The organism is Desulfosceptrum tomskiensis, assembly GCF_049818055.1.
Classification (GTDB): Bacteria; Bacillota; Desulfotomaculia; order Desulfotomaculales; family JASEER01; genus JBFLVT01.
In genome coordinates, this window is the sequence record NZ_CP187479.1 from 208,463 (window position 1) to 221,234 (window position 12,772).

A 12,772-nucleotide genomic window follows, 5' to 3' on the forward strand; every position below is an offset into this window, starting at 1 on the left:
CTGAATGCCGAATGCCGCCGGCTGAAAGGAGGCGTTAGCATGCCCCCCATGGTTGTTCCGTACAAGTGCGACGGGTGTCTTGGTGAGAGCGAGCCGATGTGCGAACAGGTTTGCCCGGGGGATTTAATGACGCTTGATCCCGCGACGGGCAAGGCTGTCTGCCGTGATCCCGGGGATTGCTGGGACTGTATGACCTGCACCAAGGTCTGTCCCCGGCAGGCCATCCAGATCAGGATCCAGTACCAACTGGCCTATTACCCCGCCAAGCTGATCCCCCTGGTCGGCAGCGACACGATAACCTGGACGCTCATCGACAGCCGCAACCGCGTGGAGCGGTTTATTATCAAGACATTGGCCGGCGAGGACGACGAAGACTAGCTTACAGCCTATAGCCTACGGCTTAATTGATGCCGTATTTCTTCATCCTGAAGAGCAGCGTCGTCCGGGCAATGCCCAGCAGCCGGGCGGCCTGGCTCCGGTTGCCGCCGGACTTCCGCAAGGCCCGGATGATCATTTCTTTTTCCGCTTCACGGAGAGTGGGAGCGGCCGGTACGTCTTCTTCCTTTGCCTGTTCGGCGAGGTGCTGGATGTCCTGCGGCAGGTGTTCCGGTTTGATTTCCCCGGCGGCGCCGAGGATGACCGCCCGCTCCAGGACGTTTTGGAGCTCGCGCACGTTGCCGGGCCATCCGTAGCGGCACAACAGCTCCAGGGCCTCGTCGGTGACGCGGCAGTTGGCGGGGGGCGGGCAGAGCTTGCCGAGAAAGTGATTTACCAGCAGCGGGATATCCTCCCGGCGTTCGCGCAAGGGGGGGATGTGAATGTGAATCACGTTTAGACGGTAGAAGAGGTCCTCGCGGAAGGAGCCGTTCTTGACAGCTTCTTCGAGGTTCTTGTTTGTAGCGGCGACGACCCTGATGTCGACCTGCAGGGTCTGGGTGCCGCCGACGCGTTCAAAGGCCTTTTCCTGGAGCACGCGCAACAGTTTGGCCTGCATGCCCGGCGGCATCTCGCCGATCTCGTCGAGGAAAATCGTCCCGTGGTTGGCCAGCTCGAAGCGCCCCGTCCGCCTCGCGGTTGCGCCGGTGAAAGCGCCTTTTTCGTGCCCGAACAGTTCCGTTTCCAGCAATTGCTCGGGGAGCGCCGCGCAGTTTACGGCGACGAATGGCCCTTCGGCCCGCAGGCTTAATTTGTGAATGGCTACGGCGGCGACTTCCTTGCCGGTCCCGCTCTCGCCGGTCAACAGGACGGTGGCGTCCGTCGGGGCCACTTTTTGGATCATATACCGGACCGCGTTGATCGCGGGGCTTTCTCCGATCATTGCTTCCCGGTCCTTGGTGAGTTCGGAGCGAAGGAACTTGACCTCCTTGACGAGGTCTTTTTCCTGTAAAGCCTTGCGCACGGTAAGCTTAAGCTGGTACAGGTCCAACGGTTTGGTCACGTAGCCGGTGGCTCCCCGCCGCATGGCTTCGAGCGCCACTTCGATGGTTCCGTACCCGGTGATGATGATAACGGGCAGGTCCGGGTTGATCAGCCGGATTTCCCGGAGAACGTCCAGGCCGTTCATGTCAGGCATCTGCAGGTCGAGGAGGACGATCGACGCTCCTTCGCCGCGGAGGACGGTCAATCCCTGCTTTCCCCTGGTTACCGCGGTCGCAGCGTAACCTTCCTGCTGCATGGCCTTTTCCAGCGCCCAGCACATATCCTCTTCGTCGTCGATGATTAGTACCTTCGGGAGCATGGGTACCCCATCCCCATTCTTTGAATCTGCTTTTATGTTCGCCCAAGACGGCAAAAAACCTGCATGTATCGGATTTCTCCTCGTGCGGCGGAAGTGAAAGACATAACAAAGCCCTGCGCCTGGGGCGCCCGGCATCCCGAGCAATCCCCCTGATTTGCCGGTTGCGTGAGAGGAATACAGATGCAGCGGGCCTGAACAGGCCTAAAAGGCGGATAGAGCAGATTACCGGGGGGATTTAAAACATGACGGACTCTGCGAAACATCTGCTAAATTTAAAAAAAGTGTTGACACCCTTGTAAAACGTATGATACCGTAGTGCCAAGAAGATTTGTGAATGAAAGCACCATCCAGGGTGTAGTGACAACTGCAAGCGACTAAAGGCTTATCGGATCTAATTAACTGGTTGATCATTACTGACAACAACGTAAGGTTCCCGGTTGGATGGCGAATTTAAACGGTATAGACTTGTTGGGGCGCGTTGAAATTATTGCCCCAATGGCCGAATCGAAGAACGATAGGCCGGCAATAGTAATATGTGCCGGCCTTTATTGTCACCTGGAAGACCGTTGCAAAACGTGGGTGATCGGGTTACCGGAAGCAAAAGTATAAGCCTCTGCCTAACACTGAAGGGTTAGCTAGAGGCCGGTCAAAAACAGCATGGCAAATCAATCGTCAGGAGACAGTCGTCAGGAAAGACTTCTTCGCAATACTCTACAACCTGTACGATGACCGGCGAAGTTTAACCCTGGAATTCGGTTCTAAGAATTCCTTCGAGTCTGACGATCGAATTGCCGGCGCAGTTTTTCAACGGCCTCCTAGAACGGGAGGGGTGACGGCAAATGCTGGGGGACATCACAAACAGGGAAAAACAGCTGCTGCTGTTTATTCGCCAGCTGGGCTGGGGCGAGGTCAAAATCCGCGTTGAAAACGGCCAGCCTGTGGTGATCTACGAGGCCATAAGGACTTTTAAACTGGATGACGAAAAACCGCCGTTGACCAACCGCAATGGTAACCGCAAGAAGAACCCATAGGAAAGGGGTTCGAGGAAGGCTTGGCTGATTTGGCGCAGGTCCTGGCTTGGTTTGCCAGCAGGGGGTACCGCTTGGAACAGGTCGCCGATACGCAGTGGTATAAGATATATGCCCTTGACGGCCGGTCGGCTTTGATCAAGGAGTCCTCGTTAGTCAGTCTGATGGCGAAAGGTGGAGACGACGCCGAGTTCGAAAAAAGCGTCAACTGGTGCCGGTGCCGCTCTAATCACGGATAGCGCACGGACGGCAGCCGTTTAGGTGAAGATGGCAGGCCGAATCGAACGACGATAGGCCGGGGTTCCCGTTTCGACGGGAATTCCGGCCTTTTTCATTCAGGGTCCGCGGCTTTTCGGCGACGGTAATCACGGATTTCCTGGAAGGAAAGGAGGGATCCGGGTGGGGCCGGAAGAGATGTTGGAACTGGTCCTCAAGAGCGAGGATGAGGGGCTGAGCACCGAGGAGATCTGCCGCCGTTACGGGGTCAAGAAGCACACCTACTACCGCTGGAGGCGCCGTTTGGTCCGGGCGGGGCTGAGGCTCTTGCAGCAATCTCTCCGGCTGGGAAGCGAGCAGGTTGAGGTAAGCAGGGACGTGGCTTCGCTGCAGGAACAGCTTGTGGAGGCCCAGAGGGCCAAAATGATCTGGGAACTGCGGTACAAGTGGCTGGTCTGGCAGCTGTCGTCGATCGACGACCCGAAGCTGCAGGCGCTGCTGGCAAAAGTGGAGCGGAATCAAGTGCCCCTGCCGTAGAAGGGCCTTGATAATTGTAACAAATGGTGAGAGGAGGGACGGCAATGAAGGAGAAGGTCGTGCAGGACGTTATGGTTGACCAAAAAGAAACGGTGGTGGTCGGTTCCGAAGCTACCGTCAGGGAAGTGATCGGGGCTTTCAGCAGGCTGGCCTTCGGGTCGTGCGAGAAAGACTGCATCGTGCTCGTCAAGGACGGTCCCAGGGTGGTAGGCATGATTACGGTACTGGACCTGCTCCAGGTGATCGAACCCGCCTTCTTGAAAGGCGACAACAGGTGCGAGGTCTTCTGGGACGGTTTGTTCACGCAGCGGTGCCGCAACGTGGCCGACAAAAAGGTCAGCGAGTTCATGCGCCCCCCCGTATCCGTGGCCCCGGGCGATTCATTAATGCATCTTTCAGCCACGATCAACCGCTACAAGACCGATGTCATTCCGGTGATGCAGGACGGCCGGGTGATCGGCATCGTGAGGGCCTCCGACATCGTGAAAAACATCGCCGAGGCCGTGGGCTAGACGGGGACGTAAAACCTGGAAACCTTTTAGGGGAAGGTTTTCAAGGGCACGCGGCGAAGTAACTCTTGACTTGTCCTCACGGGCTTAATATTCTAAGGGGTAAAGTGAATACCGTAACAAACCCCATGATTGGCACCATCCCCCCGAACGGGGCAGGTTTTTGGAGCCAGTTGTGAATGTGGGTTCATATACATGGCGTTTCTGCCGAATCGAACAACGATAGGCCGAGGCATCGCTGGATGTCTTCGGCCTTTTGTTCTTTAAGCGCGAATGCGTCCTAGTTGCGCCAAAGATGCGGCGGAAACGAGCGAAAGGGGGATGAAAACGGAAAGATAGCGTCACGCCGACGATATACGGCCTCATACGTAGGTTGATCGGTTAGGGGAATTAAAGCTAGGGGTTAGCGCGACTTTATTGAAAGGGAAGGGGATGAAAATGGGCAAGATCCGTAACGTACTCGGCGGCGGAACCAGGATGGTTTACGACTCGCTGATGGCGGCCCAGCGGGCGCACGCCAGGTGGGAGTTGGAGACCAGCAAGGTTATCCTGACCAAGAGAAGAAAGCTTTTAATGCTGCTGACGATACCCGTCATCCTGGTAGCGGGGCTGGAACTGGCGCACGCTTACGAGCTCCCGCACGTTATCGGCGGCAAGACTGCTTACGCGCCTTCTTTCGCTACCATGCAAATGTTTCTGGTCTCACTGGCTATCGGGCTGTGCGCCGGGATGATCACCGGATGTATCGGCGCGGGCGGTGGTTTCATCCTGACGCCGGCTCTGATGAGCGTGGGCGTGAAGGGTATCATGTCCGTCGGCACCGACATGTTCCACATCTTCGCCAAGGCCATTATGGGTACCACGCTGCACCGCAAGATGGGGAACGTGTCCGTCGCTTTGGCCCTGATCTTTGTTATCGGTTCAATCACCGGGGCCACCGTGGGCGGCATCATCAACCGCGGTTTCTACGAGAAGAACCCGGCGTTGAGCGACGCGTTCATCAGCCTGGTTTACGTGATTATCCTCGGTTTCCTTTCCATCTACACCTTCAGCGACTTCCTGCGGCAGCGCAAACACATCGCCGCGGGCACCTCGGCGAAGGCCGGCGATTTGACGAAGCTCGCGCGGGCCGCCCAAGGGCTTAAGATGCCGCCGTACATCACCTTCGACCAGCACGTCGTGCCGGGCGGCCGGCGGATTTCGGTCTATCCCGTCATTCTGGCCGGTTTCATCATCGGGTTCATCGCCTCCATTATGGGTGTCGGCGGCGGCTTCCTGTTCTTCCCGACCTTCGTCTACGGCCTGGGCGTCTCCACGCTGACGACGGTCGGCACCGACCTGCTGCAGATCATCGTCACCGCCGGTTATACCTCGGTAGTCCAGTACGCGGTCTACGGCTTCGTCTTCTATACCCTGGCGATGGGTCTGCTGCTCGGTTCACTGGTAGGCATCCAGATCGGCGCGATCACCACGAAGATGGTGCCGGCGATCGTGATCACCGGCTTCTACGCCCTCACCACCTTCGCCGGGTTCGTTAACCGTGGTTTCGCCCTGCCGGGGACGCTGACCAAGGCCGGTTACATGAGCATGGCCCCGTCTACGTCCAAGATGCTGGATTCCATAGGCTTGCTGGTGTTCTTCGCCATCGTGGGCGCCTTCGCCCTGTGGGTGCTGGCGTCCTTCTTCGCCAATGCCGGAAAGTACCGTCGCGGCGAGATCGAGGTCACTTCCGCCGCCGCGCACGGCCATTAAGGGGGAGGTGCTATAATGACTGCTCAAGCTGGAGACAGACGACACTTAATGGCCGGGATCGCCCTGCTCGCCTTGTTCGGCGTGGTCCTGCTGGTCTTTTTCCTGCCGCTTTTCAACGGCAGGACCGGTATGGAGGCGGCCGACGACCTGTTCAACTCGCTGTCCAAGGGTTCTTCGTACTACATCCCGCAGGTGGCGGACAACGCCCACAAGTACGAGGGCACCGCGGTGGCTTTTAAGGTTAAGGCCGAAGATGCCGAACTCGGCCAGGCGGTCGCCAAGGTCTTTTCGTTGAACGGCGCCAAGGCCGAATACGCGGACGCCAAGGTAACGATTGAAGGGGACATGGGCGTGCTCGCCGCCGCGGCGGCTGCCGACGCCGAAATGCTCTACAAGAATGACATGGCGACCCTGGAGAGCAAGTACGGGATGGATGCCCGGATGGCGGTATACGCCTGGTACCAGGGGTTCAGCGCTCTGCAGAAGTCGGCCCAGCACGACGGTGATATGACTACAGCCTCCTTTGCCAAGAAGGTCATGACCAAGGCTCTGGAACCGGCCTACAACTTTGCCGGCATCCCGGCCTACAAGTTCAGCGAGAAGCTCGCTCTGGCGACCTTCCTGCTTGCCTTCTATGTAATCTACACGATGTGGTACGGTTTCGGCGTGATGTACATCTTCGAGGGGCTGGGCATCTCGGCCTCCAAGGGGCACTAACCCGCAAAAAGACATAGCGCCTTTATTCAAAGCCCCGCCATTAATTGGCGGGGCTTTTTAGTGGTGTGCTCGGCATTGGCGCGACCCGTGAGGCAAAAGCTCCGGCGAAGGTGGCGGTTCGATGAGCGGCGCCGGGCAAAGCGAGCCCCTGCCCGCTTAAGGCTGCCCAAGGCAGAAGAAGGAGCACCGCAAAGACGCGCGAAAAACCCCGGCGAAACGGACAAACCCCGCCAAGGCGGGGTTTGTCCGTAGGGGAGGGGGAGTGTATGGGTAAGAACGGCGATGGGGTTAACTCGCCGTGCTATGCCTCGTGCTTGCCGCCGCTGTGGGCGACGATCCCCAGGCCCTCGAAACAGAAGAGGATGCCGAAACCGTACCAGATCGTGTAGATGAAGTAGAAGACGAGAAGGAAGATCGTGATCCCCATCTGGGCGCTGAGCGGCTTGGCGTGAATCCCGTAGAAGTTGTAGGTCGGCTCAAGCGCCTTCTCGGCGATGCCCTTGACGAGGAGCGCTTCCTTCGCCTTGCTCTCGTCGGGCAGCCACTTCTTCTGCATCTGCTTGGTTACGTCGTACCAGTAGTAGATGACGTCGCGGTCGTTCTTGGCGCCGTACTTGGCGGCAAGACCTGCGTTGGCGTTGTTCTTGTAGACGGCGTCGGCGTCAGCGAGACAGGCCTTCATCGCCTGGCCCAGGTCCCCTGAGACTTTGAGCTGGCCATCGCTTTCCTTAACCTCGGCGCCGGCCGACTCCAAGAGCTTCTTGGTAATCTCAGCCTGCTCGGCGTCCCTGGTCTTCAGGCTGATTTCAAAGCTCTTACCTTCGAATTTTGCGGCACTCTTAACCTGCTTCGGGATGTAGTAAGCGGAGTTCTTCGCCAGCGAGTTGAACACGTCGTCCGCCACTTCTAGCCCCGTCCGGCCGTTCCACACCGGCCCCACGACGCCGATCAGGACGACGACGAAGGATACCAGCAGGGCGATGCCTATCCATAGTTTTTGCTTGTCGCTCATTATTGCACCTCCTTCTGTAGTCCCTGGTTAATGGCCGGCTTCGGCGGGATGGGTCTCCAGCCACTCCTGGTGGGCCTTGCGGAACTTGGGCAGGTTCACGAAGAACTCGTAGAGAACCCATATGGCGAAGCCGCCGACCAGGATGAAGAACAGCCAGATGCCGACGGTGTCCAAGAGCTTGCCGGTGGCGGCATCAAGCTGGATGTACCCTACCTGGGAAAGCTTTGCCGGCAGGGCGAAGAGACGGTTAACGAAACCGGCCAGGATGACCACGGCGTAAAAACCCCTGATCACGCCGCCCTTGACCACGCTGGTGACCATCGAGCCGATCTGGATGCCGATCAGCGAGCCGAGCAGCAGGCCCATCGCCAGGGTATAGAAGACGAAGCCGTAGATCGCGTACTGGAAGATGGAAGCATATGCGGTGGTGAAGATGATCTGCAGAATGTCCGTACCTACCGTGGTAAAGGTCGAAATGCCGAGGCCGTACACGAACATCGGGAAGGTCAGGAAGCCGCCGCCGACGCCCATGATCGCGGCGACGAAGCCCACGATGAACCCGCAGACAATAACCGGGTAGACGGAAATCCTGCGGCCGCCCGGCACGATGTCCTTATCAAAATTGATAAAGGGCGGGAGCTTGAGTTTCTGCATCGCACCCCCGATACCCGGAACTGCGGTGGGGTCGGTGATTTCACCCCTCTTGGCCTTCCTGCTGGTGCTGACGTAGTCGTAGAGGGCGTAGGCGCCGAGGAAGCCCAGCATTACGACGTAGACCGAGTTGATGAAGGCGTCGCTGGCCGCAGGGCTGGATTCGTAGATGGCGCGGTTCAGCTTGCCGCCGAAGGTCACGCCGGTCATCGAGCCGACGACGAACCAGAAGGCCAGCCCCAGGTTCACGTTGCCGAGCTTGCTGTGCAGGACGGTGCCCATAATGGCCTTGGCGCAGATGTGGAACTCGTCGGTACCGACGGCCATGATACCCTTGACGCCGGCGCTCATCAGGGCCGGGGTGAGGATGAAGCCGCCGCCCGCGCCGATGCAGCCCGTGATCAGGCCGGCGCACAGGCCGATAAACAGGGACATCAGGAACGCATTCATATTAACGAACTGCGGGGCATAAGCCTTGGAGCCGCCGATAAGTTCGGGCATGGCGGCGAACGAAACCTGCAATCCGAGCAGTAGGACCAGCGGCGCCAGCGCGATCAAAAGCCAGTGGCGGCGCTTGGTAAGGATAACCTTGGCAGTCTGGATTTCCCATCTCGCCTGGGCCATCGACATCGCCAGCATGTAGTCGTGGGCTTGACGGGAGCCAGAGGCTATCTTCCTTAGAATGCTCAACGTTTACACCTCCTGATTAGAGTAAGCTGTCGCCAATTAATTAAGAAATGCATAAAGGCCGGATTGGCCGGATCAAAGACGGCTGTCGCTTGATAAACACCTCCTTTCAAATTCTTTTCTCTCGATTTAACCTGCCCCGTTCCCGGAAAGGGGAGCGCGGGTGCTGGACAACAAAAGGCCGGAGGGCATCTTTTCGATGTCTCCGGCCTATCGTCGTTCGATTCGGCGGTAGTGCCAGGCTATTTGAGCCAAGATTCACAACACCTGCGTTAATTATGCAGAAACGTTGCTACAAGGCTATAATTGTGATAAGATTCACTTTCCTACTAGCATACTTAGATAGGTCTGGGAAGTCAAGAAAAAATTTTTCTTTGGCAGGTACCGGTCGAGCTTTGGAGCGGCAAGAAGCCGCATGTACGATTGAGGGTTACGGCGAAAAAAGAAGCTATGCGGATATAAACACAAAATTATCAAGCAAAAGCAACGACCTTGCCAATGTTAAGTCCTCAACGGGTTGCGACTTTGGTCACTAAGTGTATTAGTGAAGAGGAGAGCAAGCCTCTTTACTTTTGCTCGGCGTGGCCGGCCTTTCCTTTGTGCAGCCATTCAAACACCGTCATGGTGCAGACTGCGGCGGCGAGCAGCATGATCGCCAGGTAAATTTCCCGTTCTTCCCGGGTAGCGCCGAAAGGCCTGGTGAAATATTTCCGCGGTATATTCACGCTTTGGTTCGCGGTGCCGACGATGCCGCCGTTCCTGATGGCGTAAACGTGCAGACGGACTTCGCGCAGCGGGCCGCCGGCCGGGATGTACAGCGTGCCGGAATAGGTGTCGCCGTCCACCTCTATGGCGTCTTCAAAATGCCCGTACTTGTGGTCGGCGACCATTTGCTGGACCGCCTGCTTGATACGGTATCCACCGGCCCCGCGGGTCGATTCCTCGTCGTCATCCGGGACGTTCGCCTCGTGAACCGTGGCCTTTTCCCTGAGTTCTGCGTATTCGTCGTCGATGCCGATTTCCCCGGCGGCCTCGTCCTTGATGTTGTGCCAGGGCGTTGAACTGAGGACTTGGTACAGGGAAGGCAGCCCGCAGACGCGGTCGGGAAAGAGGACAAAGCCTGAGCCGTTTCTAGGGCGCACCGGGTAGTCGACGGGGGGTCCGGTGGCCTTAACCACGACCTGGCAGCCTTCGGGCACCTGACCCCAGAAAGGCAGTGCCGCTCCCTCAAACCTGATCCCGGCGGTCACCTCCGGCTCTCCGGTCTGAATGGTTACCGGCGGCGAGGCGCTGCAGGCTGAGACCCCGAGGACGGCCAACAGGCACAGCCCGATCATCCCGGCGTAGATGATTCTGGACACGGTTCAATTCTCTCCTTCGCCACTCAATGTGCGCCGCACGATCTCCCGCACGTCCTTGACGTTGAAGGGCTTGGTCAGGTAGCCGGTCGCACCGGCGGTAACAAGATCAAGGGCGTTTTCCAGGGAGCCGTGGCCGGTGATCATGATTACCGGGACCTTGTCGTCCAACGCCCTGATGTTCTTCAACAGGGTCAACCCGTCCATTTCGGGCATCATCAGGTCCAGAAGGAGCAGGTCCGCGCCGTCCTGCTTGAACTTTTCCAGCCCTTCGCAGGGGTTCGTGAAGGTGAAGACGTTATGGCCTTCCTTGCTCATGGCGCGTTCCAGGACCCAGCACATCTCCTCTTCGTCGTCGATAACGAATACTCTAGGCGCCATCCGTAACCTCACCTCCCCCCACCGGCAGATAAACAGTCATCTTCATTCCTTTGCCTTCGGTGCTTTCAGCTTTGATGCGGCCGCCGTGCATGCCGATGATCTGGTGGGAAATAGCCAGGCCGAGGCCGCTTCCGCCTTCCAGCTCCTTGGTGGTGTAATAAGGCTCGAAGATGTGGGGCAGGACGTCCGGGGGTACCCCGTGACCGGTATCCTCAAAGACGGTCTTGACCCACTCCCCGCTATGTTGCGTTGAGATTCTGAGCCGGCCGCCGTCGGGCATGGCCTGAACGGCGTTAAGGATGATGTTTACGAAGACCTGCTTCAGCTTTTCCGCGTCACCGCTGATCGACGGCAGGCGCTGGTCGAGATGTAGGTCCGTTTCGATCTTGCGCTGGCGGAGAAGAGGGGCGGTGAAGCGCAGGACCTTTTCAACCAGGACGTTGACATTTTGCGGCTCGATAACGCCCTTGCTGGGGCGGCCGAAGTCGAGCAGTTCGTTGACGATGGCGTGCTGGCGGTCGATCTGCTGGTTGAGCCGCCGGGCGTAATTCTGGATTTCCTTGTCGTCGGCGTAGTCCTCCTCCATTACCTGAACGGTCGCTTTGAGAATCCCCAGGGGGTTGCGCAGCTCATGCGCGATGCCGGTGACCAGGCGGCCGAGAGCGGCCAGGCAGTCGGACCGTCTCAGTTGCTCCAGCAGGGCTTCCTTCTCGGCCAGGCCCTGCGCCATTTTGTTAACTGCCCGCACGATCTGGCCGAATTCGCCCGGCTGGTCCGGCAGCAAGGCGTGAATATCGTTTTCCAGCTGAAGGACGCCGTTTTTGATCTGGGTTAGCCTGTTGCTGAGGTTGAAGATGATCATGATGGCTCCCAGGGCGCTGATCAGCATTGTCGCTAGGACGGCATAGCGCGTTATCGTCCTGAAGTTCTGCGTCTGGGCGAAGATCGGGTGCATGCGCTCTTCCGCCCAAACGACGGCGATAATCTCGCCTTTGCTGTAGATCGGGACCAGCCTTTCGAGGAACTGGTCGTCCCAGGTCCTGCCGATGCGCGAGATGGCTGTCTGGGTATCGAGTACCTTCTGAATCCCGTCGGCCACTTCACGCCTGATCCGTTCCTCGCGCTGCTTCTGCTCTGCAGGCGTAAACTCCCGGTATTCATGCAGGAAGCCCTGGACGTAAATCTGGTTGTTGTCGACGATGTAGAGCCCGAGACGCACCCCGGGATAGTCCCGCGCAAGGCCACTGGCCGCGTCATTGAAGACTGTTTTTAGGACGGCGTTGCGGTCGGCCGAGGTAAGACCTTGTGTATCGGAAAGCCGGCTCGTCACCTGCTGATGAAGAAAGTTGACAATGCTGACCAGCCGCGCTTCTTTGTCGTTGACAAGGATGCGTTCGCTCCTTGTGGCAAAAAAGAGGTCGTAACCCATAACAACCATAGGAGCGATCAGGATCAGGAGCAGGAGAACAACTATCTGGAATTTGAGGCTGTGCCGGCTAAACAGTAGTTGCAACGGTCTGTTTTCCCTCCTGGCCATACCCCGCCTCTTCGACTTCGGCTTCGGCCATGATCCGGGCGGCTTCCTGGAGAACTTCACTAAAGGAGATTACGCCGGTGATCTTTTCACTTTCGAGTACGGGGAGAAACGAGAGATTACCGCGTACCATTTTGTGTACCGCTTCGCCCAAAGTAGCCGAGCCCTGAACGGTCATGAGGCGAATGGGTCGCATTACCTGGGCGACTTTCTGGCCCTTAAGCAGGCGTTTGTTCCTGGAACGCCGGGATGCTTCGGCGAAGTCGATAACGTTGCCCTTGGTATATGCAGCTCCGAGGGCCGTTAAATCCCCAATGCTGAGTATGCCGACCGGTTCCCTCCGGTTGTTAAGAATGAGGATGGGGTGGCACGACAGGCTTGCCTGTGCCGACTGGCCGATTATGGCGATGGCGTCCGTAACAGCGATATCTTCCGGCAGGGTCAGGCATTCGTCTATGGGCACTTGCAGCTCCCGAACCAGTTTTTCGCGCGTCATTCCTATCTGCCCCTCTCTTTTGGGCTGTAAGTTTTCTTTGTTGATATTTCTTTAGCAAGAAAGATGCCAGTGATCATGGTACGTTGATTAAAGACCGGGAACCTTACGGCTGCTGGGCTAAGGGCGGACATAACCCTGACGGAATTTAAACAACGC

Annotated in this window: 14 protein-coding genes; 7 read left to right on the plus strand and 7 right to left on the minus strand. The window is 57.9% G+C overall.

The window, feature by feature from the left end:
- Nucleotides 1-39: 39 nt before the first annotated feature.
- The gene (locus tag ACPV0M_RS01100) at nucleotides 40-378 is read left to right on the plus strand and encodes a 4Fe-4S dicluster domain-containing protein (protein ID WP_425621161.1); all 339 of its coding nucleotides are present in this window, start codon (nucleotides 40-42) and stop codon (nucleotides 376-378) included.
- A gap of 22 nt (nucleotides 379-400) precedes the next feature.
- On the opposite strand, the gene ACPV0M_RS01105 is transcribed toward ACPV0M_RS01100, so the two are convergent.
- Nucleotides 401-1,738: a sigma-54-dependent transcriptional regulator gene (locus ACPV0M_RS01105; RefSeq protein ID WP_425621162.1), complete on the minus strand. Its 1,338-nt coding sequence runs from the start codon at nucleotides 1,736-1,738 to the stop codon at nucleotides 401-403.
- 839 nt (nucleotides 1,739-2,577) lie between these two features.
- Between ACPV0M_RS01105 and ACPV0M_RS01110 the strand changes: the two genes are divergently transcribed.
- The 6 genes from ACPV0M_RS01110 (at nucleotide 2,578) to ACPV0M_RS01135 (ending at nucleotide 6,497) form a co-directional block, all read left to right on the plus strand.
- Complete coding sequence (locus tag ACPV0M_RS01110) at nucleotides 2,578-2,769, plus strand: transketolase (RefSeq protein ID WP_425621163.1); 192 nt, start codon at nucleotides 2,578-2,580, stop codon at nucleotides 2,767-2,769.
- Between the two features lie 20 nt (nucleotides 2,770-2,789).
- On the plus strand, nucleotides 2,790-3,005 hold the full coding sequence (locus ACPV0M_RS01115) for a hypothetical protein (protein ID WP_425621164.1): 216 nt from the start codon (nucleotides 2,790-2,792) through the stop codon (nucleotides 3,003-3,005).
- A gap of 160 nt (nucleotides 3,006-3,165) precedes the next feature.
- Nucleotides 3,166-3,519, plus strand: coding sequence for a helix-turn-helix domain-containing protein (locus tag ACPV0M_RS01120; protein ID WP_425621165.1), 354 nt, complete (start codon nucleotides 3,166-3,168; stop codon nucleotides 3,517-3,519).
- Nucleotides 3,520-3,563: 44 nt separating this feature from the next.
- On the plus strand, nucleotides 3,564-4,031 hold the full coding sequence (locus ACPV0M_RS01125) for a cyclic nucleotide-binding/CBS domain-containing protein (RefSeq protein WP_425621166.1): 468 nt from the start codon (nucleotides 3,564-3,566) through the stop codon (nucleotides 4,029-4,031).
- 435 nt (nucleotides 4,032-4,466) lie between these two features.
- On the plus strand, nucleotides 4,467-5,780 hold the full coding sequence (locus ACPV0M_RS01130) for a sulfite exporter TauE/SafE family protein (RefSeq protein ID WP_425621167.1): 1,314 nt from the start codon (nucleotides 4,467-4,469) through the stop codon (nucleotides 5,778-5,780).
- Nucleotides 5,781-5,795: 15 nt separating this feature from the next.
- A complete protein-coding gene (locus ACPV0M_RS01135; RefSeq protein ID WP_425621168.1) occupies nucleotides 5,796-6,497 on the plus strand; it encodes a hypothetical protein in 702 nt (233 codons plus the stop codon).
- A gap of 301 nt (nucleotides 6,498-6,798) precedes the next feature.
- Here ACPV0M_RS01135 and ACPV0M_RS01140 read toward each other — a convergent pair whose 3' ends face one another.
- The 6 genes from ACPV0M_RS01140 to ACPV0M_RS01165 all read right to left on the minus strand — a co-directional run bounded on the left by ACPV0M_RS01140 (nucleotide 6,799) and on the right by ACPV0M_RS01165 (nucleotide 12,616).
- Nucleotides 6,799-7,509, minus strand: a complete 711-nt coding sequence (locus ACPV0M_RS01140) for a hypothetical protein (protein WP_425621169.1) — start codon at nucleotides 7,507-7,509, stop codon at nucleotides 6,799-6,801.
- 27 nt (nucleotides 7,510-7,536) lie between these two features.
- Nucleotides 7,537-8,850, minus strand: a complete 1,314-nt coding sequence (locus ACPV0M_RS01145) for a sulfite exporter TauE/SafE family protein (RefSeq protein WP_425621170.1) — start codon at nucleotides 8,848-8,850, stop codon at nucleotides 7,537-7,539.
- 563 nt (nucleotides 8,851-9,413) lie between these two features.
- Nucleotides 9,414-10,208 (minus strand): TIGR02186 family protein, encoded by a 795-nt coding sequence (locus ACPV0M_RS01150; RefSeq protein WP_425621171.1) that lies wholly within the window; start codon nucleotides 10,206-10,208, stop codon nucleotides 9,414-9,416.
- Between the two features lie 3 nt (nucleotides 10,209-10,211).
- A complete protein-coding gene (locus ACPV0M_RS01155) occupies nucleotides 10,212-10,586 on the minus strand; it encodes a response regulator (RefSeq protein WP_425621172.1) in 375 nt (124 codons plus the stop codon).
- Entirely contained in the window at nucleotides 10,576-12,099 is a 1,524-nt protein-coding gene (locus ACPV0M_RS01160; protein WP_425621173.1) for an ATP-binding protein, read from the minus strand. The genes ACPV0M_RS01155 and ACPV0M_RS01160 overlap by 11 nt, the downstream gene beginning before the upstream one ends.
- A complete protein-coding gene (locus ACPV0M_RS01165) occupies nucleotides 12,083-12,616 on the minus strand; it encodes an HPP family protein (RefSeq protein ID WP_425621174.1) in 534 nt (177 codons plus the stop codon). The genes ACPV0M_RS01160 and ACPV0M_RS01165 overlap by 17 nt, the downstream gene beginning before the upstream one ends.
- Nucleotides 12,617-12,772 lie beyond the last annotated feature (156 nt).

Bases quoted from the DNA above. Each gene is read 5' to 3' on its own strand.
- ACPV0M_RS01100 (WP_425621161.1), top strand. From the start codon at position 40: ATGCCCCCCATGGTTGTTCCGTACAAGTGCGACGGGTGTCTTGGTGAG.
- ACPV0M_RS01130 (WP_425621167.1), top strand. From the start codon at position 4,467: ATGGGCAAGATCCGTAACGTACTCGGCGGCGGAACCAGGATGGTTTAC.
- ACPV0M_RS01135 (WP_425621168.1), top strand. From the start codon at position 5,796: ATGACTGCTCAAGCTGGAGACAGACGACACTTAATGGCCGGGATCGCC.
- ACPV0M_RS01125 (WP_425621166.1), top strand. From the start codon at position 3,564: ATGAAGGAGAAGGTCGTGCAGGACGTTATGGTTGACCAAAAAGAAACG.
- ACPV0M_RS01105 (WP_425621162.1), bottom strand. From the start codon at position 1,738: ATGCTCCCGAAGGTACTAATCATCGACGACGAAGAGGATATGTGCTGG.
- ACPV0M_RS01165 (WP_425621174.1), bottom strand. From the start codon at position 12,616: ATGACGCGCGAAAAACTGGTTCGGGAGCTGCAAGTGCCCATAGACGAA.
- ACPV0M_RS01140 (WP_425621169.1), bottom strand. From the start codon at position 7,509: ATGAGCGACAAGCAAAAACTATGGATAGGCATCGCCCTGCTGGTATCC.
- ACPV0M_RS01155 (WP_425621172.1), bottom strand. From the start codon at position 10,586: ATGGCGCCTAGAGTATTCGTTATCGACGACGAAGAGGAGATGTGCTGG.
- ACPV0M_RS01110 (WP_425621163.1), top strand. From the start codon at position 2,578: ATGCTGGGGGACATCACAAACAGGGAAAAACAGCTGCTGCTGTTTATT.